24 protein-coding genes are annotated in these 22,998 nt (G+C 46.0%); 9 read left to right on the forward strand and 15 right to left on the reverse strand.

Features of this window, described 5'->3' with window-relative positions; all coding sequences use genetic code 11:
* Positions 1–386 precede the first annotated feature (386 nt).
* Positions 387–1,265 (reverse strand): agmatinase, encoded by an 879-nt coding sequence (gene speB / locus LRR81_RS10745; RefSeq protein ID WP_231789367.1) that lies wholly within the window; start codon positions 1,263–1,265, stop codon positions 387–389.
* A 21-nt stretch (positions 1,266–1,286) separates the two neighbouring features.
* Positions 1,287–2,117 carry a spermidine synthase gene (speE, locus tag LRR81_RS10750; protein ID WP_231789368.1) on the reverse strand — a complete coding sequence of 277 codons (831 nt, stop codon included), beginning with the start codon at positions 2,115–2,117 and terminating at the stop codon, positions 1,287–1,289.
* A gap of 225 nt (positions 2,118–2,342) precedes the next feature.
* Here speE and LRR81_RS10755 point away from each other — a divergent pair, with 225 nt between their 5' ends.
* Entirely contained in the window at positions 2,343–4,394 is a 2,052-nt protein-coding gene (locus LRR81_RS10755; protein WP_231789369.1) for a transglycosylase domain-containing protein, read from the forward strand.
* Between the two features lie 46 nt (positions 4,395–4,440).
* Here the strand turns inward: LRR81_RS10755 and LRR81_RS10760 are convergent, their stop codons facing one another.
* Both LRR81_RS10760 and LRR81_RS10765 read right to left on the reverse strand, forming a co-directional pair.
* A complete protein-coding gene (locus tag LRR81_RS10760; RefSeq protein ID WP_231789370.1) occupies positions 4,441–4,950 on the reverse strand; it encodes a YwhD family protein in 510 nt (169 codons plus the stop codon).
* A gap of 14 nt (positions 4,951–4,964) precedes the next feature.
* Positions 4,965–5,624, reverse strand: coding sequence for a site-2 protease family protein (locus LRR81_RS10765; protein ID WP_231789371.1), 660 nt, complete (start codon positions 5,622–5,624; stop codon positions 4,965–4,967).
* A gap of 131 nt (positions 5,625–5,755) precedes the next feature.
* On the opposite strand from LRR81_RS10765, the gene LRR81_RS10770 reads away from it, so the two are divergent.
* Both LRR81_RS10770 and LRR81_RS10775 read left to right on the forward strand, forming a co-directional pair.
* Positions 5,756–5,941, forward strand: a complete 186-nt coding sequence (locus LRR81_RS10770) for a 2-hydroxymuconate tautomerase (protein ID WP_231789372.1) — start codon at positions 5,756–5,758, stop codon at positions 5,939–5,941.
* Between the two features lie 43 nt (positions 5,942–5,984).
* Entirely contained in the window at positions 5,985–6,761 is a 777-nt protein-coding gene (locus LRR81_RS10775) for an arylamine N-acetyltransferase family protein (protein WP_231789373.1), read from the forward strand.
* Positions 6,762–6,827: 66 nt separating this feature from the next.
* On the opposite strand, the gene LRR81_RS10780 is transcribed toward LRR81_RS10775, so the two are convergent.
* Both LRR81_RS10780 and LRR81_RS10785 read right to left on the reverse strand, forming a co-directional pair.
* On the reverse strand, positions 6,828–7,334 hold the full coding sequence (locus LRR81_RS10780) for a YwgA family protein (protein WP_231789374.1): 507 nt from the start codon (positions 7,332–7,334) through the stop codon (positions 6,828–6,830).
* A 113-nt stretch (positions 7,335–7,447) separates the two neighbouring features.
* Positions 7,448–8,773, reverse strand: a complete 1,326-nt coding sequence (locus tag LRR81_RS10785) for an HD domain-containing protein (RefSeq protein WP_231789375.1) — start codon at positions 8,771–8,773, stop codon at positions 7,448–7,450.
* 477 nt (positions 8,774–9,250) lie between these two features.
* On the opposite strand from LRR81_RS10785, the gene LRR81_RS10790 reads away from it, so the two are divergent.
* Together LRR81_RS10790 and LRR81_RS21245 are read left to right on the forward strand one after the other, a co-directional pair.
* The gene (locus LRR81_RS10790; RefSeq protein WP_231789376.1) at positions 9,251–9,997 is read left to right on the forward strand and encodes an RsfA family transcriptional regulator; all 747 of its coding nucleotides are present in this window, start codon (positions 9,251–9,253) and stop codon (positions 9,995–9,997) included.
* Between the two features lie 699 nt (positions 9,998–10,696).
* Complete coding sequence (locus LRR81_RS21245; RefSeq protein ID WP_269448600.1) at positions 10,697–10,819, forward strand: hypothetical protein; 123 nt, start codon at positions 10,697–10,699, stop codon at positions 10,817–10,819.
* 168 nt (positions 10,820–10,987) lie between these two features.
* Here the strand turns inward: LRR81_RS21245 and LRR81_RS10795 are convergent, their stop codons facing one another.
* The 4 genes from LRR81_RS10795 to pta all read right to left on the reverse strand — a co-directional run bounded on the left by LRR81_RS10795 (position 10,988) and on the right by pta (position 16,285).
* Entirely contained in the window at positions 10,988–12,373 is a 1,386-nt protein-coding gene (locus tag LRR81_RS10795) for an alanine/glycine:cation symporter family protein (protein WP_231789432.1), read from the reverse strand.
* 254 nt (positions 12,374–12,627) lie between these two features.
* Entirely contained in the window at positions 12,628–13,473 is an 846-nt protein-coding gene (locus LRR81_RS10800) for a lipoate--protein ligase family protein (protein ID WP_231789377.1), read from the reverse strand.
* 79 nt (positions 13,474–13,552) lie between these two features.
* Complete coding sequence (locus LRR81_RS10805; protein WP_231789378.1) at positions 13,553–15,019, reverse strand: NAD(P)H-binding protein; 1,467 nt, start codon at positions 15,017–15,019, stop codon at positions 13,553–13,555.
* Positions 15,020–15,307: 288 nt separating this feature from the next.
* Positions 15,308–16,285, reverse strand: a complete 978-nt coding sequence (gene pta / locus LRR81_RS10810) for a phosphate acetyltransferase (protein WP_231789379.1) — start codon at positions 16,283–16,285, stop codon at positions 15,308–15,310.
* 299 nt (positions 16,286–16,584) lie between these two features.
* On the opposite strand from pta, the gene hemQ reads away from it, so the two are divergent.
* The 4 genes from hemQ (at position 16,585) to LRR81_RS10830 (ending at position 19,101) form a co-directional block, all read left to right on the forward strand.
* The gene (hemQ, locus tag LRR81_RS10815; RefSeq protein WP_231789380.1) at positions 16,585–17,346 is read left to right on the forward strand and encodes a hydrogen peroxide-dependent heme synthase; all 762 of its coding nucleotides are present in this window, start codon (positions 16,585–16,587) and stop codon (positions 17,344–17,346) included.
* Positions 17,347–17,593: 247 nt separating this feature from the next.
* Positions 17,594–18,016: a cell wall hydrolase gene (locus LRR81_RS10820; protein ID WP_231789381.1), complete on the forward strand. Its 423-nt coding sequence runs from the start codon at positions 17,594–17,596 to the stop codon at positions 18,014–18,016.
* Between the two features lie 72 nt (positions 18,017–18,088).
* Positions 18,089–18,595: a spore coat protein GerQ gene (gerQ, locus tag LRR81_RS10825; RefSeq protein WP_231789382.1), complete on the forward strand. Its 507-nt coding sequence runs from the start codon at positions 18,089–18,091 to the stop codon at positions 18,593–18,595.
* Positions 18,596–18,696: 101 nt separating this feature from the next.
* The gene (locus LRR81_RS10830; protein ID WP_231789383.1) at positions 18,697–19,101 is read left to right on the forward strand and encodes a VOC family protein; all 405 of its coding nucleotides are present in this window, start codon (positions 18,697–18,699) and stop codon (positions 19,099–19,101) included.
* 14 nt (positions 19,102–19,115) lie between these two features.
* Here LRR81_RS10830 and LRR81_RS10835 read toward each other — a convergent pair whose 3' ends face one another.
* The 5 genes from LRR81_RS10835 to LRR81_RS10855 all read right to left on the reverse strand — a co-directional run bounded on the left by LRR81_RS10835 (position 19,116) and on the right by LRR81_RS10855 (position 22,968).
* Entirely contained in the window at positions 19,116–19,487 is a 372-nt protein-coding gene (locus LRR81_RS10835; protein ID WP_231789384.1) for a DUF423 domain-containing protein, read from the reverse strand.
* 68 nt (positions 19,488–19,555) lie between these two features.
* On the reverse strand, positions 19,556–20,860 hold the full coding sequence (locus tag LRR81_RS10840) for a purine/pyrimidine permease (RefSeq protein ID WP_231789385.1): 1,305 nt from the start codon (positions 20,858–20,860) through the stop codon (positions 19,556–19,558).
* A 108-nt stretch (positions 20,861–20,968) separates the two neighbouring features.
* The gene (locus tag LRR81_RS10845; protein ID WP_231789386.1) at positions 20,969–21,274 is read right to left on the reverse strand and encodes a YwdI family protein; all 306 of its coding nucleotides are present in this window, start codon (positions 21,272–21,274) and stop codon (positions 20,969–20,971) included.
* 837 nt (positions 21,275–22,111) lie between these two features.
* Positions 22,112–22,498: a KGG domain-containing protein gene (locus LRR81_RS10850; RefSeq protein WP_231789387.1), complete on the reverse strand. Its 387-nt coding sequence runs from the start codon at positions 22,496–22,498 to the stop codon at positions 22,112–22,114.
* An 83-nt stretch (positions 22,499–22,581) separates the two neighbouring features.
* On the reverse strand, positions 22,582–22,968 hold the full coding sequence (locus LRR81_RS10855) for a KGG domain-containing protein (protein ID WP_231789388.1): 387 nt from the start codon (positions 22,966–22,968) through the stop codon (positions 22,582–22,584).
* Positions 22,969–22,998: the final 30 nt, after the last annotated feature.

Consider the following 22,998-nt stretch of genomic DNA (forward strand, 5'->3'; position numbering starts at 1 on the left):
TACCTTTACCTTTATACAGAGGGACCTGGCCCCCAGTATACTAAAGCGGCAAGGGACATAGGCTGCACCATTTTTTTGTTGTCTCCCAAGGAGCAGAAAGCCTGGTTCCAGTCCTTTATCCCTTTAGCAAAGCAAGGGACAGGCACCAAGTATGCGGTGTCTGTCCCTTGATGCTTTACCGCATTAGGGGACAGCGACACTCCCTTACAAAGCCGCTCAACATCGCATGTTCCACTTATGGGGACATATCTTTTGTACTTTACCTTGATGGGGGACAGGCACCTCTATACATAGGGGGACAGAGACCATCCCCTCTCTAAAAAACAAAAAAACCAACCCAAGAGAAGCCCCCCGTAAAAAGGCTCCCCTCAAGTCAGTCTATGCGCTTATCTCTTCTGCACCCAGCCCAGGATCATTTCACGCAGCAGCTTGCTTGCTGTGTTGACGGTCTGTTCAGATGGGTCATAGTTTGGTGCCACTTCTACCAGATCGGCGCCAACCACTCTAATATCAGCGCCGGCAATTTCATGGATGGAAGCGAGCAGTTCTTTTGATGTGATGCCGCCTGCATCAACGGTTCCGGTACCGGGCGCGTGCGCAGGGTCGAGCACGTCGATGTCAATGGTGACGTAGACAGGGCGGCCGGCAAGGGTCGGGAGCACCTTTTTCAATGGTTCGAGAACTTCGAACTTTGAGATGTGCATGCCTGCTTCTTTTGCCCATTGGAATTCTTCTTTCATGCCTGAACGGATTCCGAAGGAGTACACGTTCTTCGGGCCGATCAGGTTTGCGATCTTCTTGATCGGTGTTGAATGGGAGAGCGGTTCGCCCTCGTATTCATCCCGGAGGTCTGTGTGCGCATCCATGTGAATGATGGCGAGATCCGGGTATTTTTTGTAGACAGCTTTCATGACAGGCCAGGCTGTCAGGTGTTCGCCGCCCATGCCGAGCGGGAATTTTCCGCTTGCGAGAATCTGGTCAACAAATTCTTCGATCATGTCAATGCTTCGCTGGGCATTCCCAAATGGGAGCGGAATGTCTCCTGCATCGTAGTATTTAACTTCCTCAAGCTCGCGGTCGAGGTATGGGCTGTATTCTTCCAGCCCGATAGATGCTTCCCTGATCCTTGCCGGACCGAAGCGGGAACCAGGACGGTAGCTGACGGTCCAGTCCATCGGCATCCCGTAAAGTACAGCTTCCGCTTCTTCGAAGGACGGGTGGCTTTTTATAAATACGTTTCCTGAATAAGCTTCATCAAAGCGCATGGTGTTTTCTCCTCCCGATGATTACTTCGTTAAATCCGCAACAAATTTCGGCAGGGCGAATGCTGCTCTGTGAAGTTCTTTTGTATAGTATTTTGTTTCAATTTCATGGAAGCGGTCTTCCGGAACTTCAAGCGGGTCGTATTTTTTAGATCCCAATGTGAATGTCCAGAGGCCGCTTGGGTATGTCGGAATGTTAGCCACATATAGCTTTGTGATTGGGAAAATTTCTTTCACGTCGCGCTGCACGTTGCGGATCAGGTCCGGTGTGAACCAAGGGTTGTCCGATTGGGCAACAAAGATGCCGTCTTCTTTCAGCGCTTTGGATATTCCAGCGTAAAAGCCTTTTGAGAACAGGTTAACAGCAGGTCCTACCGGCTCAGTGGAGTCAACCATGATGACGTCGTATTCGTTTTCGCTTTCAGCGATGTGCATAAAGCCGTCGCCTACTTTCACGTCAACGCGCGGGTCTTCAAGCTTCCCGGCAATTTCAGGCAAAAATTTCTTTGAGTATTCAATCACTTTTCCGTCAATGTCAACGAGCGTTGCTTTTTTCACGGACGGATGCTTCAGCACTTCACGGATAACGCCGCCGTCTCCTCCGCCAACTACCAGCACGTTCTCAGGGTTGGGGTGAGTGAACAATGGCACGTGAGCAACCATTTCGTGGTAAACAAATTCATCTTTTTGAGAAGTCATGACCATGCCGTCAAGGAACAGCATGTTGCCGAATTCCTCTGTTTCGACCATTTCAAGGTGCTGAAATTCTGTTTGTTCTGTATGTAAAGTTTGCTTCACTTTTAGCGTGATTCCAAAGTTTTTCGTTTGTTTTTCTGTATACCAAAGTTCAGACATGTTGAACCATCCTTTCAAGTTGGAAGATTGTTAGTTTGTGTCCACTAGTATCGTTCCCGTTTCACTTTTTCACAAACTCGGTCATTTTACTCAAACCTCAGCAAAAGTATAGAGGAATCCGGCAAAATTGCAAGGAAAATTTCCATCCATTTTCATCAGAGGTTTAGAAAGCAGCAGAAAACCTCATACTGATTAACAGTTTATTAGAGAATGGAGGGAGTCTGCATGAATCCGGAACGGCTGAGGATTACCGTAAAAACTTTGCGCGCCTGTTTTTTTATCTGTCTGATCCTGTTGCTTTTTCTTTTTACAGCTATTTTTACTGTTTATTTATCCGCTAAAATTCAGGGCCCTCCTTCCTTGACTGTATCGCAGTCTACCATTCTGTTTGCGGGGGACGGCACAAAGATGGGCGAAACCCACCACGGTCAGAAGCGCTATTGGGTGAAAAACGAAAATATTTCTCCTTTTATAAAGGAAGCTGCAATCGCAATAGAAGACAGGCATTTTTACGAGCATCATGGTTTTGATATCAAACGGATAGCAGGCGCGGCTGCGGCAGATCTGAAGTCCATGTCAAAGGTGCAGGGGGCAAGCACGATCTCGCAGCAGTATGCACGGAACCTGTTTCTGAAGCATGATAAAACGTGGACAAGGAAGCTGGATGAGGCATTTTATACGTTCCGCCTTGAAGCGAATTACAGCAAGGATCAGATTCTTGAGGGCTATTTAAATACCATTTATTATGGCCATGGCGCTTACGGAATCGAGGCTGCTTCCAATTATTATTTTGGCAAAAAGGCAAAGGATCTGACTCTTGCAGAGGCAAGCATGCTTGCAGGTGTGCCGAAGGGGCCAAGCCAGTACTCTCCTCTCCTTCACTATACCAAGGCAAAGGATCGCCAAAAAACGGTTCTGAACGCGATGGTGGAGACCGGAGCTATTTCAAAAGCCCAGGCACAGGAGGCATTCGGAAAAAAGCTGTCTTTTGCTGATCATGCCTCACAGACCTCCTCATCGAAAATAGCACCATATTTTTATGATACAGCCATGCAGCAGGCAAGAAAGCTTCTTCATTTATCAAAGGATGAATTTGAAACAAGCGGGCTGAGAATTTACACAACGCTTGATCCAAAGCTGCAGACTCTTGCGGAGCAGGAGATAAAGCGCCAGATTAAAGCTTCCTCCCGCCTGCAGACAGGCTTATTGTCGCTGGATCCTGCTACTGGTGAAGTAAAAGCCATGGTCGGCGGCAGGAGCTATGAAGAAAGCCCTTTTAACAGGGCCACACAAGCAGAGAGGCAGCCGGGGTCTACGATGAAGCCGCTTCTCTATTATTCCGCCATTACGCACGGCTTTACCCCATCAACCATGATGAAAAGCGAGCCGACAGATTTTGAATATGATAACGGCAAATCCACCTATGAACCAGGCAATTATAATGGCTATTTTGCCAATGCGCCGATTTCACTGGCACAGGCTATTGCTGTATCCGACAACATTTATGCGGTTAAAACGCATCTGTTTCTCGGAATGGAGACACTGATTGATACAGCCCGGAAAACCGGTATTACAAGCCCGCTGAAAAAAGTGCCTTCTCTCGCACTCGGCACATCCCCTGTCAGGCTGTCTGAGATGGTCAATGCTTACGGGATACTAGCCAACGGCGGCAAGCTGATCCAGCCTGTCTATATTAAAAAGATCGAAGACGCAAGCGGCCAGCTGCTGTATGAATACAAGCAGCCTGAAAAAAGAGTGCTGAATGAAGCGGCAGCCTTTGTAACGACAGAGCTCATGACAGGGATGTTTGATAAAAAGCTGAACGGCTACACGTCTGTCACAGGAAACAGCATCGCAGGAAAACTTACGCATGTGTATGCCGGAAAATCGGGCTCCACCTCCACTGACAGCTGGATGATCGGGTACAGCCCAAGCCTCGTAACAGGTATTTGGACCGGCTATGATAAAGGGCAAAAAATGGAGGAGGCTGAGGAGAGAGGAATTGCCAAAACCATCTGGGCTTCCTTTATGGAAGAAGCATTGAGGAGCAGGCCGGCTGAGATGTTCCAGCCTCCAAACGGTGTGACAGGTGTCTATATTGATCCTGCCAGCGGCAAGCTCTCAGCAGCAGGCTGTCCTGTAAAGAGGTATGTTTACTACCTGACCGGCACACAGCCTCAGGAATACTGCTCAGGACAAAAAAGCGCCGAAGAAAAACCGAAGCAGCCAAAAGAAGGCACTAAGAAAAACTGGTGGCAAAAGATGTTTCACTGGTAAATTGCCAAAAAGGCTGAAGCCGCTTAAACGCGGTTTCAGCCTTTTTTTATAAGGATAAGCCCTTTTTCAGTTCATCTGAAGAGCGGTCCCATGTGCCTTTGTCATGCTTTTCAAGAAAGGCTGCAAGAATTTCCTTTGAACGGCTGTCCATGTGATCTACGATAATGTGGCGTTTGATGGATTTATCCATTCGGTTCACGTGCTCTGGGAGGGATTTGTAGCCTCTTCTCGCTTCCCTGTTTACTGTCATGTAGCAAGCTGTGACGCCCGCATAAAACGGCCCGTCCTCATTCCGGTCAATGGTGACCCATACAAGCCAGTAAGGCTTGCCTGGCGGAACGTCGTCTAAATTTGGGAGAAATTTAATTCCTTTTTCAACAGTGCTTCTGGCATGCATGGCGCCAATATCAACAAATGCCTCGCCCTCTTCTGTATCCACAAACACGGGAGATACGTTTTCAAGGCTGAGTGCCCCTGTACCGTAGCCTTTATGGCCGCCGGTCGGGTCGTTTTTGATGATGTTGAAGCCGATGCTTTTTTTCTTTTTCTCTTCCATTGATGACCCTCCAATTATTTAAAAATCAGATCAAAAACAGATCCAATCGTGTTTTGTCCATATGCGAAGTAAGGCTGAATGACATATCTGTTCAGCGGCGTCAGGACGATTACAAGAAACAGAATAGCCCCGTAATGTTCAAATTGGGACATCTTCGCCCTTAAAGTATTCGGTACAAGATCCTCAATAATCCGGTATCCGTCAAGGGGCGGAAACGGCAGCAGGTTAAACAGGAACAGGATCGTATTAAGCCCAATAAAGATGCTGAAAAACTGCTGCAGTGAATCTGCCACATTAATCGGGATATTATTCATCATACCAGCTGCGACCAGCCCGTACCAAATGGCATAACCTAGAAATGCGAGCAGCAGATTGCTTAAAGGGCCGGCAATGGAAACAACAACACCGGCAAGGCGCGGGTTTTTAAAGAAAAAGCGGTTAACGGGAACTGGTTTTGCCCACCCGAAGCCGGCTATAATGATTAAGAGTGTACCGAATATGTCCAGATGAGCTAGCGGCGACAGTGTCAGCCTGCCCTGGTTTTTCGCCGTCGGATCGCCGAATTTATAGGCAAAATAGGCATGGGCAAATTCATGAAGCGTAAAAGCCGCGGCAAGCGAGATAATAACGAACGGAAGCTGTTCAAGCGGATAAGCAAGTCGGAAAAAGTCCACAGTATTCTCCTTTAAACAAATTTACATGTAAGTACGAAACAGCAGGAGAAGAGTTTCAATTCCTGCATGTTTTTTCATAATCCAGTATACTATACTTGGAGTCTATACCACCATAAAGGAGCGATAGATGCATGCCATATGTAACAGTGAAAATGCTCGAAGGCCGTACAGATGATCAAAAACGGGCGCTTGTTGAAAAGGTGACTGCTGCCGTTACAGAAACAACTGGAGCGACAGCTGATAAAGTGACTGTGTTTATTGAAGAAATGCCGAAAAATCATTACGCTGTCGGCGGTGTCCGCCTGAGCGATCAGTAAAAAGCTGCTTACGCGGCTTTTTCTAGTTAGAGGAGGGCTGATTGTGAATTTCCAGGAAGCATTTATCAAACGGATCGGCTGGAAACAGAGCACCGCCGCTAAGTTTGAACAGCTGGAAGAATTATTGCGCGCCTTTGCCTTTCATATCCCGTTTGAAAATCTTGATGTGATGAATAAAGAGAAGAGATCCTTGTCAGAGGATAACCTCGCTGATAAGATCCTTATTCAGCAAAGAGGCGGTTTATGTTATGAACTGAATCCGCTCCTGCACCGTTTTTTAAAAGAAGCTGGCTTTGACGCAAAGCTTGTGAAAGGAACGGTATACAATAATGAGAAAGACCAGTGGGCACTCGACGGCACACATCTTACCATCATTGTTAAGAATGCGTCAGGCATGTTTCTTGTTGATGCCGGGTTTGGCACCTCTATTCCCTTAAAGCCTGTTCCGTTTTCAGGTGAACCTGTTCATTCTGAATCAGGCGTATTCCGGGTCAGCAGGCAGCAAACCGAAAAAGGAACCTATTTGCTGGAGCAAAAAAACGAAGAAGGCAGCTGGATCAAAGCCTATGCCTTTTCAGATATTGAAATACAGCATGTGCAGGATGAACTTGAATCTGTTCAGAAAGAAATTCATGACAATCCGGCATCGCCTTTTAACAAGCGGCAGCTGATTGCCAAGAGGATTCCAGAGGGCAAAATCGTTTTGTCAGAAGATCATCTTTTGATAGAAAAAGCTGGGCAGCAGGAAAAGCGCCCTGTTGAAAGCGGCCTGCTTTCTGATATTTTAAAAGAGCAGTTTTATATGAATGTAAAAAGGTAAGCACACGGCTTACCTTTTTTGTTTGCTTTTCTTGTGTCCAGCTCCAGCGGTGGCCCGATCTGATGATTAATTTAGAATCTTTTCACGCAGTGCTGCTATATACTGATAAGCCTCTTCCACTTCTTCGTCTGTGTAGCGCTGCTTGCTTTTTAAGGTAAACACTTTTTCTTTGACCTCTTCTTTTTCGAGGTCTTCAAAAAATAGCACGGTTGATACAAGCTCTAAAAAACGGGCTGTCTGGCCGTTCATATCGTTCATGCAAGGCTCAAGCGGCGGCATGTCCAATTCGTAATGGCCCAAGAACTCTTTTCCAGAATCAGTCAGTGTATAGCGGTATTGAAAGTAGCCGCCTTTTTTCTCGCGCACTTCGTTTAAAAATCCTAAATTGCACAATTCTTCTATTCTTAGCGTCAATTCCTCTGAATAGGGTCCAAAAAAGTGAAAGTCGTATTTTTCATAGAATGGCAGATTGATTTTCTTTGCAATGTAAATCATTTTCTGCAGTTTTTTGCGTCCGATGATCTCCCCTGAGGCCAAAAAAACCTTCATGACCTTCGCGTGTTCATTCAGCACGTCCCCTTCATCTCCTTTTCGTTGCGGCTGTTTTCGGCAAAAAATTGCTGCATTGACATAGCCGGCAGATGGGCCGCGTCTTGAAGCAATTTTTCAAAAGAGCCTTTTCTTGTCTATTTTTTCTCTGTGCTTTCCTTTGTCAGTCCAAGCAGCTCGAGGATTTTCTTTTTAATGGTTCGTTTGGATGAAAAATCGGTAATCAAGTCATGTGGATAGTATAGTTTATGGTCTGTGCGCCTTTTTCCTGAAATGGCATCAACAATCTCCGATTCTCTTGAGAGCTCCCGGATCTCGCCATTTGAGCGCAGCAGGTGAATCGGCAGTCTTTCCTCTTCCTCTCCAGGCCGGTAAAAGTCGTACGGCAGATCTGAGGACGAGTCAACGACAAGGTAATATTCAGGATCAATGCCGGCTTTTTTAAACAGTGCCGTCAGCTCCATAAGCTTCATCATTTCGACATTATTCGGATTGAATTCTGCATATTGAAAGAGGTTGCGGTTGATAAACCGGCTGCAGAGATCGCTTAATATCCAGTCCTTTTCCTCTTGCCATTCCTGGAAGTAGAACATGATAATCGATTCGTCCAGCTTCAGATAATCCTTCAGGGTCATTTCTCCGTTAAAAATGGAGTGAAAGTGAAGCGGCTCAAAGGCAAATTGATATCCGTCCAGATACAGGTGCTTTGCTCTGTGCAGAATCTTTGTCAAAATAACCTCCGCACTTCGTGTGACAGGATGAAAATACACTTGCCAGTACATTTGATACCGGCTCATTATGTAATCTTCGACCGCATGCATGCCGCTTTGCTTGATCACAACCTGATCCTCGCGCGGCCTCATTACCCTGAGAATCCGTTCCATATCAAAATGGCCGTAGCTGACGCCTGTATAGTACGCGTCCCGCTGAAGGTAATCCATTCTGTCCGCATCAATCTGGCTTGAAATCAGGCTAACAACCTGTTTGTTGGAATACGTTTTGGCGATTACTTCCGCTACCTTTTTCGGAAAATCATCTCCCATGCCTCTGAGGACCCGGTTCACTTCCGTATCGCCAGTAATAATCGCCCGCGTGTAATCTTCATGATCAAGATGAAACACTTTTTCGAAGGAATGGGAAAACGGACCATGCCCAAGATCGTGAAGAAGCGCAGCACAGAGACTGACCATTCTTTCATCATCATTCCATTCAGGACGGCCCTTGAACACGTCATCTATGATTCTCCGAACAATCTCATAGACGCCCATTGAGTGGGTAAAACGGCTATGCTCCGCTCCATGAAATGTCAAATAGGTCGTACCGAGCTGGCGGATCCTTCTCAGCCGCTGAAATTCAGCTGTCCCGATCAAATCCCATATCAGCTTGTCTCTGACATGTATGTAGCGGTGAACAGGATCTTTGAATACCTTTTCCTCAGACAATTTCCCATTTGGATTCGTCATCGCTTTCCCTCTTCCGTTTCAGTCAGGCTGAAAACATCTCTCATTTATTATATCGGCAGCCTGTCGACAATTATACCTATTTTTTTACATATTTTTCCCTTAAACCCCTTGCAAGTATGGCGGGTCTTAGGTTATAAACCTAACAAAAAATCACCATGCAGATTTTCGGCAATGGCGACCTTTTTAGACTGGCCTGTTCTCTATTAATTTCGATCTCCCGGTTGTTTTTCCCTTTTTTCTTTCTTATCAATCACAAAGCTTTGTTAAATTTTACTCCGTCTATTTACAGACACTATTGGGTATTTTACCTTTCTTAGCACGAAGGTGCAAGCTGTGGAAGCGTTTCCTTTTTTCAGACTTTTGCATAGGCTTTCTTTCGCTTTTTTTCTATTATCCTTCTAGGAATTGTATAGAAAACAGGCAATCTGGCCATCATGGTAACAACCCAAACTTATATTTTCTTAGGGAGTTGAGAAGATGAAACAAAGACAAGATGCCTGGTCGGAAGAAAATGATTTATTGCTCGCTGAAACCGTTCTTCGCCATGTGCGCGAGGGCAGTACACAGCTGAATGCTTTTGAAGAAGTAGGAGATAAACTGAACCGCACTTCAGCAGCCTGCGGTTTCCGCTGGAATGCCGTTGTCCGCCATCAGTATGAAAAGGCTCTGCAGCTTGCTAAAAAACAGCGCAAGCAAAAGATGAGGGCTCAAGGAAGCGGACAGCCGGCCAAGAAAAAGCTGCTGTACAATCCTGATCCCGCCCAAACACCATCTGTTCACCATTATCTTGAAGAAGAAGAAGCTTCTGAGACTTTAACAGCTTCAGAGATTTCTTCCCACTATGAAGCAGAAATAGAAGACTCTGATACAGAATCCTATGAAATTCCGGTCTTTGCCCCTGTCAAAGCAAGCCATTCGCTCACAATGGATCAGGTTATTGCATTTTTGCAGAATTATGACGTCCATTCTGAACATGCTGCTGTACTCAAGCAGGAAAATGAGCGGCTTAAACGCGAAGTGAAAGACTTGATTATTCATAATGAAGAGCTTCAGTCCAGAATCTCAAAGATGGAAGAAAACACGCATACCATTCAAGAAGACTATGAAACATTGATGAAAATCATGAACAGAGCGAGAAAGCTGACATTATTTGAAGAAGAAGAACGCCCTGCAGCCAAATTTAAAATGGACCGCAACGGGAACCTTGAAAAGCTGGCTGAATAATAGAAAAGCGAAAGCCGCTTGTTCAGCCCCGACAAGCGCTGGAGGAAAATACCGAAAAGTCTGCACTTTGACTTTTTGGTATTTTCCGAAGCGACTCGAGGGGCTAGCGGCTGGAGCTGGACAAGTTAGAAAAGCGCAAGCCGCTCGTTCAGCCCCGACAAGCATAAGACGATCAGCCGGGGAAAGGTGGTCTTTCCTTTCCCTGGATGAACGGCTTATGACCTCGAGGGGCTAGCGGCTGGAGCTGGACAAATTAGAAAAGCGCAAGCCGCTCTTTCAGCTCTGACAAGCTCTGAAGAAAATACCGAAAAGTCCGGTTTTAGACTTTTCGGTATTTTGAAGACACTCAGAACGGGATAGCGGCTGAAGCTGGACAAAACATCGGCGATCTTCGTTTCTGCATTCGAAAACCGGCTCTTTTATTAACTAAGGGCCGGTTTTAGATGCCGCACTTCCTCTTTGAGCTGTTTCTTGAGGGAGATCGCTATAAAGTCCCCTTTCTCCTGTCCTATATCGGCGGATCGTTACAGGATATCGGCGGTTCACCATCAGATATCGGCGGATGATCACTTGATATCAGCGGATTTTGAAATATATCGAGCACTTTTTTCTTTATATCGGCGATTTTGTGATTATATCGGCGAACTCTGTTTCTGCAGCTTAAAACCGGCTCTTTTATTAACTAAGGGCCGGTTTTAGATGCCGCACTTATTCTTTGAGCTGTTTCTTGAGGGAGATCGCTATAAAGTCCCCTTTCTCCTGTCCTATATCGGCGGATCGTTACAGGATATCGGCGATTCACCATCAGATATCGGCGGATGATCACTTGATATCAGCGGATTTTGAAATATATCGAGCACTTTTTTCTTTATATCGGCGATCTTGTGATTATATCGGCGAACTCCGTTTCTGCCGTTGAATTAGCTATCTAAATACACTTATAAATTCTGGTAATAAGAAAAAGGACAGGCTGAGCGCCTGTCCTTTCTTTTAGTTCATTGAAGTGCCTTCCTTTTTCATCTCAGGCTGTGCATCGGTAAACAATCTTACCTTTGCACTGCCTGATTTGCCGTGATAGATGCGCTCCACATAATCTGCTGTAATTTCTTTAAGGTCTTTATGGAGAAATAAGAGCGGAACAACGTTGCAGATAACAGCCATTCCAAGCAGCAAATCAAGGAACTGCCAGATAAATTGAAGGCCGCCTATCGCACCTAAAAAGACAGATACAGTGTATACGAGTCTCATTCCTTTAGACACTTTCAGTCCGAATAAATATTCCGCCTGCTTTTCTCCATAATAGATCACCACAATAACTGTTGTGATGACAAACAGGAAGAGGAAAATAGAGATGAATACCCCGCCGAAGCTTTTTCCGAAAAGGGAGCTTAAAGCAGCTGCTGTCATGGATGAAGCATTATCCGCCCCAATGGTTTTCCAGACCCCGCTGACAAGAACCGTAATGCCTGTAATTGAGCAAATGACAATAGTATCAAGGAAAACACTTAAGATTCCCCATAGTCCCTGCTTGCTCGGATGATCTGTCTGAGCTGCCGCATTGGCGATCGGCCCTGTTCCAAGACCGGCTTCATTTGAATAAAGACCTCTTGCAATCCCCCATCTGATCGCCTGGCCGATTGCGGCACCGGCAAATCCTCCAGCTGCAGAAATTGGAGTAAACGCATGAAGGAAGATAGAACCTAAAACACCCGGAAGCTCTGCAGCATTAGCAAAAATAACAATAAGACAAACAATCAAATAAGTAAGAACCATGAACGGTACAACTTTGTCCGTCACACTCCCGATCCTCTTAATGCCGCCATAGACGACAAGTCCGACCATTAGCATGATAATAAGGCCTGTTACCATAGTGGACCAGCCAAAAGAGCTTTCCAGCTGGGTTGAGATGGAGTTTGACTGCACCATAACGCTTGGAATTGCCTCAAGCATAAGGAAAAAAGCAAAAAGAGCTGCGATTTTATTCCAGCCAAGGCCTTTTTTAATATAGTACTGCGGGCCTCCGACCCATTCTCCATCCTTATTTTTTTCTCTATATTTTACTCCAAGAACTATTTCACAGTAGCGCGTGCCCATTCCAAGCAAAGCAACTGCCCACATCCAAAACAAGGCGCCTGGCCCTCCAAGCGCAATCGCTACCGGGACCCCGACAATATTGGTCGCCCCTGCTGTGGCACCAAGTGTTGTAGTGAAGGCTTGGAAAGGAGTGATGCTTCCAGCATGTTTATTTTTTTTGAAAATCTGACCAATTGTCTGGTGGATCATATGGCCAAAGAAACGAAATTGGAAAAATTTAATTTTAAATGCAAGAAATATTCCGCCTCCGATTAGTAAAATCGAAAGAAGATATGTCCACATAAAGCCTGAAACAGATGCAACTACGGCTTCCAGCCCTCCAATAAACTGATGCAACTAGTATGAGCCCCTCTCCTATCAATTTTAGTGCTACATACCAATTCCCCTCTCGCTTTCATGTAAACTTCTTTTCTTTCAGGTTAAGGCTTGATGCTAAAGAGGAATGGCTGCTTACTGCGAGTTTTTACCCGTTTCATTCAGGAAAAAAGGTCAGACTTTTAATGACAATAAAAAAGAACCTTCTCTTCTGGAAGGTTCTACGAGCCGATGCGGATTTTTTTGTTTCTTTCCATCATGCGGAGCAGGTTCTTTTCAAACAGCAGCTGTTCGTCAATAGATAAGGATGAAGAGAAAATGCGCCCGCTTAAACTTTTTAACGTAACAAGCAGCTTCATCATCATGTCATTGACTGTCAGCTGAACACCGAGCAATTCCGATAGGGAAGCCATTGTATCCGGAATAATAGAAGGATAGTCAAATCTCGTTTCTTCGCCCTGGAGCCCTGCTTCATAAAATTCTTTGATGAGCTGTGCTCTTTTGGATCCGCTTCCGCTGATGCACAGATAAATTTGCACTGCTGCACCATTTCGAAGGCGGCGCTGGGAAATGCCGGCGAATTTTTTGCCTCCGATGCTTAAATCATAGCTTCCGGGGCAGTAGGAGCCGGAGATTTCTCTTGCTTCGATTTTCTTTCCGTAGTCAGCGAGCATCAGCTTAATAAGTTCCCACATGGCTTCATAGCCGCGGCTGATGTCAATTCCTTTTTCCGCATCCGGAAAAATGAGGGAGATGTTGAGCACGCCTTCATCCAGCACAACCGCAAGTCCGCCTGAATTCCGGATAATGACCCTGTAGCCCTGATTCTGCAAATATTGAATGCCTTCTTCCACATGAGGGAGCCTTGCATCCTGGATGCCGAGAACAATTGTGTCATGGTGCACCCATGACCTTGCTGTTGCAGGGGACATATTCCGGCCGACTGCCTCGCAAAGCGTGTCATCATAGGCGAAGGATTGCTCTGCTTCAAACAAAGGACCAAGGCTTGACTGATCTATCATACGCCACTTAGGCTGATTTAGTAATTGTCTTGATAACTCTTCCATAAGATGTTCCTTTCGGGAAATGTCAGTGATCACATTATAGCATGAATGCCTGTTTTATCCGCGAAAAAGAGCAAGGTGTTTAATGCTCGTCAGCCATTTTCCGCACTTGCTGCCCCTGCTCATAAGGATGCCCTTTTTTCATCAGCTTCAGCAAATGTTTTTTAAAGAGATTCATAACAGCAAGGTGGATTTTCGCCTGGGTGGTTTTGTAAATAATCCATGGCAGCGATGGTCTGTATTCGTGAATGGCAATAATGCATTCCTGCGTTCCCGGAACCTGCCTGAACTCTATTCTCCCCGCTGGTCCTTCCTGTCTCGAGACAAACATTCCGCCGCTGATTTTGTATAAAGCTCTGTCAGACGTGCTTCTCTCTTTTACATAACTCATCTCAAGAAGCGGCTTTTTCAAAAACGGCAAGAACACGCTCGCTTTTCTTTCGGCATCAGTCCTTGAAGAAAGGAGAGGCTTTGCAAAGCTCCCAAGCCATTGCATGTAATAGGCAGCAGCCCAATCGGCTGTTTGGCCTTCCGGAATGAGGATTCTCTGGACAGAACGCACTCCAGTAAAAGAGGAAGTTTTCCTGGAATGGCCGCTGTTCTTCTTTTTTTCTGCTCCTTTTTCCTCTTCCAGAGCCCTTGCCGCAGCTTCCTTGAATGTCTGCCGGCCATAGCTGATCCCAGCGGCCATTTTTTCCTTATCTGCCGTCATCGGGTGGATCAGGCTTTCAATAAGCGGATAAGCTGTTTCCTTCGGCGCCTGGGCTATCAAGGAAATCCACAGCCTGGAAAGCGTTACTGACAGGAAGGGAACGTCAGCCGTGTATGGCGTTTTCCCCATCACTTCTGCTGTCTGAACAATCATTTCCTTGTAGGTCATCACATCAGGTCCTCCGGCATCAATTGCGCGGGTGTAAAGATCTTCCCTGCCAATGCACCCGCAAAGAGCCGTCAGGACATCGCTTAGCGCGATCGGCTGCGTATTTGTTCTTGTCCACTTCGGCAGGAGCATTACAGGAAGCCTGCTGGCAAGCCTGGACAGAATGGGAAATGAAGAGCCCTGCGGACCGACAATGAGCCCTGCCCTGAGCGTTGTAACCGGAACGCCGTAAGAACCGAGCACCTTTTCCACCTCAAGCCTGCTCTTTAAATGCCGCGACAGATTCTCAGTATTCTCCGGAATAATGCCGCTCAAATAGACAATCTGTTTAATGCCGTTCTTCTTAGCCGCCCTGGCAAAATTATCAGCTAAAATCAGATCCATATCCTCAAAACTTGCCTGTGTCAGCCTTGCAGAAGGCATCATGGAATGAACGAGATACACTGCGTAATCGGCGCCTCTTAGTCCCTCCTCTGCAGACTGCAGGGAAAAAAGATCACAGGAGCGCCACGAAACAGCAGCACTGTCTTCCCTCTGATCCCCGTTTCTTGACAAAGCAACAATCTTCGCCTTTCCTTCCAGCCTTTTCAGCAGACTGCTTCCGATATACCCGCTCGCCCCAGTCAGTGCGATAACCGGTCGTTTAGAATCCTTCGCCGCTTCACCCATGGCCATCAGCCCCTTCTTAATTAGTATAGATCCTTTCCCTTTGCCTCGCTGCTGAAAAACCAAAAGAGCATATTGACTTAAAAGCGGAAGCGCCTTGCTCAGCCCCGACAAGCATAAGACGGGCAGCCGGAGAAAGGCGGTCTTTCCTTTCTCTGGATGACCGGCTTATGACCTCGAGGGGCTAGGCGCTGGAGCTGGCCATTTCAACTTCTGAAAATCATCTGACTAAGTACATAATTTAATCTTACAAAAAAAGCCGGTCATCGCTCTGACCGGCTTTTCCTCTTCTTATTCTGCTGCTGCCTGACCGGCTGTAATCAGAGCGAGCTTGTATACGTCATCGCTGCTGCAGCCGCGGGACAGATCGTTTACCGGCATATTCAAGCCCTGCAGAATAGGACCGACTGCATCAAAGCCTCCAAGGCGCTGGGCAATCTTGTAGCCGATGTTCCCTGCTTCAAGGCTTGGGAAAATGAAGACATTTGCATCGCCTTTAATCTCGGAATCCGGCGCCTTTTTTGCTGCTACAGATGGAACAAATGCCGCATCAAATTGGAACTCGCCGTCGACGGCAAGCAGGGAATCCAATTCTTTTGTCAGCTTCACGGCGTCTGCCACTTTCTCTGTTTCAGGAGAAACGGCAGAGCCTTTTGTTGAAAAGCTGAGCATTGCCACTTTCGGCTCGATATCGAACATTCTAGCTGTCTTGGCACTCTCAAGGGCAATTTCAGCCAAATCCTGGCTGTCTGGTGAAATGTTGATCGCACAGTCAGCAAAAACGTATTTTTCGTCTCCGCGCACCATGATGAATACGCCGGATGTTTTCTTAACGCCCTGCTTTGTTTTAATGATTTGAAGAGCAGGACGGACTGTGTCGGCAGTTGAGTGAGCCGCACCGCTTACTAGGCCGTGAGCCTGTCCCATGTAAACAAGCATTGTGCCGAAGTAGTTTTCATCCAGCAGGATTTGGCGGGCTTGCTCTTCTGTCGCTTTTCCTTTTCTCCGCTCAACAAATAATTGAACCATTTCATCGAATCCTGTGAAATTTTGCGGATCTACAATTTCTGCGCTTCCCAGATCGAGATTGAGTTCCTTCGCTTTGTCTGCTGTTTCTTTTTCATTGCCAATCACAAGCGGCTGAACTTCTCCTTCTTTCGCAAGGCGGCTTACCGCTTCCAAAATCCGCTCATCCTTGCCTTCCGGGAAAACAAGGCGAATACCTTTTCCGGAAATGCGCTCCTTTAAGCTTGAGAATAAATCTGCCATTCAAAAAACCTCCTTGTTTATCTCCAATTGCTGCTCTTTTCTTAGAATATCCTACTTGCAGATAAAAACAAATAAACGCTTTTGCTTTGCAGCGCTTACAAACTGAATTCTTTTTATTGAAAATTGACTGTCAATTTACAGATACCCGCCATTAGGAAAAACCATTCCAATCGCCAAGAATTTCTGCCGAATTTCCAATGATTCCTAAGTTCAAGGTTTGGACACGTCTGAACGTTGTCAATTATGTTATAGTTAATGTTGAATTAGCTCACTTTTAATCGAAACGGGAGTGAAAATAGATGAACGAACAGAACACGCCAAATGAAGCAGCACAAACGCTTGACGGCTGGTACAGCCTGCATGATTTCCGCCTTATGGACTGGACAGCCTGGAAGCTAGCCCCTAAGGAAGACAGACATGCCGCCACTTATGAATTTATGGGGTTGCTGGAAAAATGGGGACTCGCTGAGGATGCCGGAAACGGAAGCCAGGCTCTTTACAGTATTCTCGGTCAAAAGGCAGATTTTATGCTGATGATTCTCCGTCCGACAATGGAAGAGCTTAATGAAATTGAAAATGAATTCAACAAGTCAAAGCTTGCTGAATTTACGATACCTTCTTATTCCTATGTGTCAGTAGTTGAACTGAGCAACTATATGGGCGGGGATGGCGATCCTTATGAAAATCCGCAGGTCCGCGCAAGATTGTACCCTTCTCTTCCAAAAGCAAAGCACGTCTGCTTCTATCCAATGGACAAGCGCCGCCAGGGGAACGACAACTGGTATATGCTTCCGATGCAGGATAGAAGGTCCCTGATGAGAAGCCACGGCATGATCGGCAGAAAATATGCCGGACTAGTCAAGCAGATCATTACTGGGTCTGTCGGCTTTGATGATTATGAATGGGGTGTCACGCTCTTTGCGGAGGATGTCCTTCAGTTTAAAAAGCTAGTCTATGAAATGAGATTTGATGAAGTCAGCGCACGTTACGGAGAATTTGGCTCCTTCTATGTTGGGAACATTCTTCCGGAAGATAAAATTCAGGCTTTTCTTCACGTTTGATAAATTAAAAAAAGCTGCCCCTGGTTATGAAACTGGGGGCAGCTTTTTTTATGACATTAGAATTTGTAATGTACTTAGTTTGCTGATTTTTAGAAGTTGTTTTGTCCAGCTCCAGCGCTTGTCGGGGCTGAACGAGCGGCTTGCGCTTTTCTATTTTGTCATAAGCCTTGTTTATTCTTCATACCTATGAATGAGAATCACATCCTTCCGCAGCTAGAAAACAGCAACCTGAAGGCGGGTGAGATTAATGGCAGTCATTTCTTATAATAATGCCGAAGTAAAGCTTCTCGCCAGGCTGATGCGGGCTGAGGCTGAAGGAGATGGAACAAAAGGCATGCTCCTTGTCGGAAATGTCGGAGTAAACCGGGTGAGAGCAAAGTGCCTTGATTTTAAAGGTATTTCCTCCCTTAAAAAAATGATTTATCAGCGTCCGGGCGGCTTTGAAGCAACCCAGCGGGGTTATTTTTTTCAGCGGCCCCGCCAGAAAGAATTATCTCTTGCTAAAAGAGTGATAAATGGCCAGCGGTTCAGCCCGGCGGAAAATTCCCTCTGGTTTTTCAAGCCGCCTGGTGATTGTCCGCCTCAGTGGTATAACCAGCCAAATGCCGGGCGCTTTAAATCCCACTGTTTTTTCTTTCCAAGCCAGCAGGACTGCCCATCTGTTTACTAGCCATTCGTTATAAGGCTGACTTCCTAAAAAGCACAGCCGGATTACACAATTCTTTAAGGAGGTTTTCAGCTTATGTACAATCAATTTGGCGGCGCACCTGATTACAGTGCCTATGGTTACGACCAAAGATATGGAATGGGCATGTCCCCTTATGCTCAGCAAGGGCAGCAGGGAGGCCAGGGACAGCAGGGCGGAGGACAGCAAGGCGGTCAGCAGGGACAGATGCAGCAAGGCGGGGGACAGGGCGGCCTTATGGTGCCTCCATACCCATCACAGCAGCAGCAAACCCAGCAGACTCCTGGAATGCTTCCGCTGGAAGAATCCTATGTAGAAAACATTCTCCGGCTGAACAGAGGAAAAGTAGCCACTGTCTATATGACTTTTGAAAACAACCGGGAATGGAATGCCAAAGTCTTTCAGGGCGAAATTGAAGCTGCCGGCCGTGATCATATTATTCTAAGCGAATCCACTACCGGCACCCGTTATTTACTGCTGACTGTGTACCTGGATTACATTACGTTTGATGAACCAATTGCTTATGATTATCCAATAAGAATGTCTTCGTATCCATCCAGATAATGAAATTCAGGCAGCCTTAAAGGCTGTCTTTTTTTCTTTTCAAATCGGCATAATACGTCCATAATTTCCTTATAGCCTGCTCAGCAAGGGAGATGATTTTTATGATTCATTATCAAGAATTGCACCATGTCAGTCTTACTGTCTCAAATCTCGAAAGGGCGAAGAGATTTTACAGCGAAATATTATGCCTGACTGAAATAAAACGCCCTGACTTTAAGTTTGAAGGCGCCTGGTATGGAATTGGGCAGCATCAGCAGCTTCACCTTATCGTCTTCCCAGAATCCCAAACCATCCGGCGCGACAAGAAACTGAGCAGCAGAGAAGGCCACTTTGCTCTCAGAGTCCAAAGCTATTCAGAAACACTGAACTGGCTGAAAAAGAATGGTGTGGAAATTTTAGAAAAACCGAATAGTATGAGCGGCTTTGCCCAAATTTTTTGCGCTGATCCTGATGGGAATTTAATCGAATTAAATGTCGATCAAAACAGCAAAGGCGCCTCTTTTTGAAGAGGCGCCTTTTGTTATAGATATTTTACAGCTGTGATGATAATCAAAACCCAGGCAGCTAAAAATGCCACTCCGCCGAGCGGGGTTATGGCGCCAAGCACGCCAACCTGTGTCAGGCTCAGGATATAAAGACTTCCCGAGAAAAGAATGATGCCGGCAACCATCAGCCAGCCGGACCAATTAAGAATGCCTGCCTGCGGGAGCTTGTTCAGGAGCAGTGCAATCACAAACAATCCTGCTGCATGAAACATCTGGTACTGTACACCTGTCTGCCAGATTTTCAAATACTTCTCCGGAATTTTCCCTTCCAAGCCATGCGCCCCGAATGCACCAAGAGCAACAGCAAGGAATGCATTAACAGCTGCAGCAATTATGAACGTTTTCATTGATACAACTCCTGTTCTGAAGTAAGATCTCTTCTTATCATACCTAACCGGCAGGCTCTTTCCAATCCTTACCCCAGTGAACGTTTTGTGACGCGCAGCATCAGCTGCTCAACTGCGATCGCAATCAGCGTCCCTAAAATTAGCCCATTGTTTAAAACAGAAATAAGAACCGGCGGAAACCCTTTAAACGCCTGTGCAGGCACATACATGGCGCCAATCCCGGCAAGCAGGGCAATCCCTGCAATGAACCTGAGCCTTTTCTGGTCCTTCTCCTGATCAAACTGCGACAGTGCCATCCCAGCCATACCGGCAAACACCACAAACTGAACCGCGAAACCGACAGGAGCAGGAAGGGCTGCGAACAAGTGCAAAATAAGCGGAATAAAGCTCATCAGAATAATGATGGCATTTCCTACAATAAACGGCTTTCTTTCACCGCTTCCTGTCGCAGCAATAAATCCGCCGGCGCCAGAAATCGGAACCGGGCCGATTGCGCCAAACAATCCGCTCAGAAGATGGCTTGCACCAGCTCCAAACCCTGCTCTCCTGCCCCGCTGAATAAGCGTATCCTTCCCCAAAGTATAAGGATTTGTTACCTTAACCGCTTCTTCTGCAACCCTGATGCTTGCCAGCATATTGGCCACAAGCAGGATCGAAATGAAAAACGCCGTCACAAGCAGGCCTGCATCAAATTTAGGAAATCCTAATGGGAAAATGCCCGGCAGCGAAAAAATATTCCCAGCCGTTTCTACAGGCTTTGCCGCTCCAAACACAGCGAACAGGATCCAGCCTGCCACAAGGCCAATTAAAATAGAATATTGCTTAATCGCCTTTACTCTGTGGCTGCTTAAATAATACGTAAAAAGAACAATGACGACTGACAAAATAAGAATAACCGGATCTACTGTCTGCTGCCTGTAGCCGATGCCGAAAATTCCTTTAATAATGGATCCGCCGATTTGAAAAACAAGCAGCAGCAGATAAATGCCCGTCACTGCAGGTGTAAACAGCTTCGCCAGTTTTCCAATAAGACCAAACGCTGCAAACGCAATAAAGAATAGGCCGCTGATCATAATGGCACCCTGCAGCGCCTGAAGCGTTTCAATATTGGAAGCAAACAGCGTGCTTGAGAGTCCTGCATAAATCGAATAAACTCCCCACCATAAACCGGCAGGCCCCTCATTAATCGGCAGTTTATGACCTGCCAGAACCTGAATGAGACCCGCAATCCCCAGCACAAGAAGCGTGCTTTGCAGCAAGGATGCTGTTTCCTGGGCATTCAGCTGGTACAGCTGAGATATAGCAATTGGCACAACAATGGATGATGCAATGATGAAAAACACCCATTGCAATGCAGATAATATCGTTTTCATTTTTTCTCCTCCGTGCTAGTTCCTTGATGATCTTTCCCTTCTAAAAGCCAATAAGAAAAAGCCGACCATCATACCGGCTTTTATCACATGCAGCTTCTTCGGCAGCAATTAAAAATCAAAAATAGAATCCCCGTTTGCTTCATCCTCATCTTTGGAAGCCTGCTCTCCGGGCTTCTTTGTGCTTCCCATCATTTTTTGAAGCTCCCAGCTGCTCACCTGCTGTTCGCTTTTCGATGGTTGTGTTTGAGGATATTGAATAGTTTCCCGCGTGCTTTGTCCAGCATCTATAGCCACATCGCAAAGAGACCTGATAATCAGCAAATGATCTCTCACCGCCTTATCCTCTCCTGCTGACTTCGCTTTCTTAAGCTCTTCTTCCATCTTCAAAAGAAGCGCCTGAATAGGTATTTCCATTATTCTGCCTCCCGATCTGGGTTCAATCATGCTTATTCATTTTAACATGGAGATGGGGGACTGGGTAAAGGTTTCGTGCTTTTTGGGGGAGTGGTTAATTTTGGGGGAGTTATCAGGAGGGGGCTTGCGAGCGCCATGTCCCTAAGCTGGTGCTCAAAAAGAAACTGGTCACATCGTCTTGCAATCATCAATCATTCATGTATACAATATATGTGTGTGCTGGGTGGTAAGTTTTTCTGATCTTCAGAAAGCTTGCCGCCCTTTTTTTATGAGCGAAATGCGGGAGCGGCACCGACAAGGGCTGAAGCTGAACAATGGCGGATCTGCATATAAACAGCAAAACCTGCAATGTAAAAGGCGAACCCACATGGAACGAACCCATCCTGCACGATAATAGAAAAACCTGCAAATAAAAAGTCGAAAGCTGCAAATAAAAATCAAAAAGCTGCAAATAAAATCCTCAAACCCGCATATAAACTTCGAAAACCCGCATATATTTGCCGAATTTCTTTATTAGACTAAAGCGAAAATGAAATTACTAGCATCAAATAGGGTCATTTTTGCTCAAAACTAGTAAAAACCGTTATAAATTTACTCAGTTCCGGCATCCAAACTGCAATATTGATTGGCAATCGATACGCACGCTTCCAGCATACGAAGATCAAAGCCAGCTTCAAAGCCCCAGAATACGAGTTTAATAGTTTTTCCGCTCGTTGAGTGCTGGGCCCCTCTCCTCTTAGCAGCCAGCCGCCAAAAGCACAAAAAAAGCTGGCCCTCAGATGGAGAGCCAGTCCTTCCCAGTGTGTGCCGGGTGGTAAATCTTCCTGATCTATTTATTTATCTGTTGCTGCCTGAGCTGTTGCCGCCTTTTTTGCCAATCTCTTTATAGAAATCTTTGCCGTGTTCTTTGGAAGTAGCTTTTCCGCCTTTTTCGCCGATTTCCTGATAGAATTCTTTGTCATGTTCTTTGGCTGTTGTTTCTCCGCCTTTTTGTCCAATATCCTGATAGAAATCCTTGCCGTGTTCTTTGGAGGTTGTTTCTCCTCCCTTTTGGCCGATTTCCTGATAGAAGTCCTTGTCATGGTCTTTAGAAGTAGCGTTGCCGCCCTTTTGTCCGATCTCCTGATAGAACTCTTTGTCATGCTCTTTGGAGGTGGTTTCTCCTCCTTTGCGTCCAGCTTCTTCTCTGCTCATTTTGTGATCGTCATTTTTTCTATTTGCCATTTTCAGGTTCCTCCTTTTGTGTTGATATATAGTGTGTTTCCACGAATCTCGTTCTTTAAACGTGATAATTTCTTGATGCTTGGTTATCGGCTGCTGCCGGAGTTTTTGCCGCCTTTTTGTCCAATATCCTGATAGAATTCTTTGCCGTGTTCTTTGGAAGTGGCTTTCCCGCCTTTTTCGCCGATTTCCTGATAGAATTCTTTGTCATGCTCTTTGGCTGTTGTTTCTCCGCCTTTTTTTCCGATATCCTGATAGAAATCCTTACCGTGTTCCTTGGAGGTTGTTTCTCCTCCCTTTTGGCCGATTTCCTGGTAGAAGTCCTTGTCATGGTCTTTAGAAGTAGCGTTGCCGCCTTTTTGTCCGATCTCCTGGTAGAAGTCTTTGCCATGTTCTTTGGAGGTTTTTTTTCCTCCCATGCGTCCTGCCTCTTCTCTGCTCATTTTATGATCGTCATTTTTTTTGTTTGCCATTTTCAGGTTCCTCCTTTGTTTGGTGTACTC

The organism is Metabacillus kandeliae (genome assembly GCF_021166585.1).
In the GTDB taxonomy this organism is placed as follows: domain Bacteria; phylum Bacillota; class Bacilli; order Bacillales; family Bacillaceae; genus Metabacillus_B; species Metabacillus_B kandeliae.

Bases quoted from the DNA above. Each gene is read 5' to 3' on its own strand.
- LRR81_RS10830 (WP_231789383.1), top strand. From the start codon at position 18,697: ATGATTCATTATCAAGAATTGCACCATGTCAGTCTTACTGTCTCAAAT.
- speE (WP_231789368.1), bottom strand. From the start codon at position 2,117: ATGTCTGAACTTTGGTATACAGAAAAACAAACGAAAAACTTTGGAATC.
- LRR81_RS10850 (WP_231789387.1), bottom strand. From the start codon at position 22,498: ATGGCAAATAGAAAAAATGACGATCACAAAATGAGCAGAGAAGAAGCT.
- LRR81_RS10855 (WP_231789388.1), bottom strand. From the start codon at position 22,968: ATGGCAAACAAAAAAAATGACGATCATAAAATGAGCAGAGAAGAGGCA.
- LRR81_RS10845 (WP_231789386.1), bottom strand. From the start codon at position 21,274: ATGGAAATACCTATTCAGGCGCTTCTTTTGAAGATGGAAGAAGAGCTT.
- LRR81_RS10755 (WP_231789369.1), top strand. From the start codon at position 2,343: ATGAATCCGGAACGGCTGAGGATTACCGTAAAAACTTTGCGCGCCTGT.
- speB (WP_231789367.1), bottom strand. From the start codon at position 1,265: ATGCGCTTTGATGAAGCTTATTCAGGAAACGTATTTATAAAAAGCCAC.
- LRR81_RS10785 (WP_231789375.1), bottom strand. From the start codon at position 8,773: ATGACGAATCCAAATGGGAAATTGTCTGAGGAAAAGGTATTCAAAGAT.
- LRR81_RS10840 (WP_231789385.1), bottom strand. From the start codon at position 20,860: ATGAAAACGATATTATCTGCATTGCAATGGGTGTTTTTCATCATTGCA.
- LRR81_RS10805 (WP_231789378.1), bottom strand. From the start codon at position 15,019: ATGGGTGAAGCGGCGAAGGATTCTAAACGACCGGTTATCGCACTGACT.
- LRR81_RS10770 (WP_231789372.1), top strand. From the start codon at position 5,756: ATGCCATATGTAACAGTGAAAATGCTCGAAGGCCGTACAGATGATCAA.
- LRR81_RS10820 (WP_231789381.1), top strand. From the start codon at position 17,594: ATGGCAGTCATTTCTTATAATAATGCCGAAGTAAAGCTTCTCGCCAGG.
- gerQ (WP_231789382.1), top strand. From the start codon at position 18,089: ATGTACAATCAATTTGGCGGCGCACCTGATTACAGTGCCTATGGTTAC.
- LRR81_RS10790 (WP_231789376.1), top strand. From the start codon at position 9,251: ATGAAACAAAGACAAGATGCCTGGTCGGAAGAAAATGATTTATTGCTC.
- LRR81_RS10795 (WP_231789432.1), bottom strand. From the start codon at position 12,373: ATGTGGACATATCTTCTTTCGATTTTACTAATCGGAGGCGGAATATTT.
- LRR81_RS10760 (WP_231789370.1), bottom strand. From the start codon at position 4,950: ATGGAAGAGAAAAAGAAAAAAAGCATCGGCTTCAACATCATCAAAAAC.
- LRR81_RS10800 (WP_231789377.1), bottom strand. From the start codon at position 13,473: ATGGAAGAGTTATCAAGACAATTACTAAATCAGCCTAAGTGGCGTATG.
- LRR81_RS10835 (WP_231789384.1), bottom strand. From the start codon at position 19,487: ATGAAAACGTTCATAATTGCTGCAGCTGTTAATGCATTCCTTGCTGTT.
- hemQ (WP_231789380.1), top strand. From the start codon at position 16,585: ATGAACGAACAGAACACGCCAAATGAAGCAGCACAAACGCTTGACGGC.
- pta (WP_231789379.1), bottom strand. From the start codon at position 16,285: ATGGCAGATTTATTCTCAAGCTTAAAGGAGCGCATTTCCGGAAAAGGT.
- LRR81_RS21245 (WP_269448600.1), top strand. From the start codon at position 10,697: ATGCCGCACTTATTCTTTGAGCTGTTTCTTGAGGGAGATCGCTATAAA.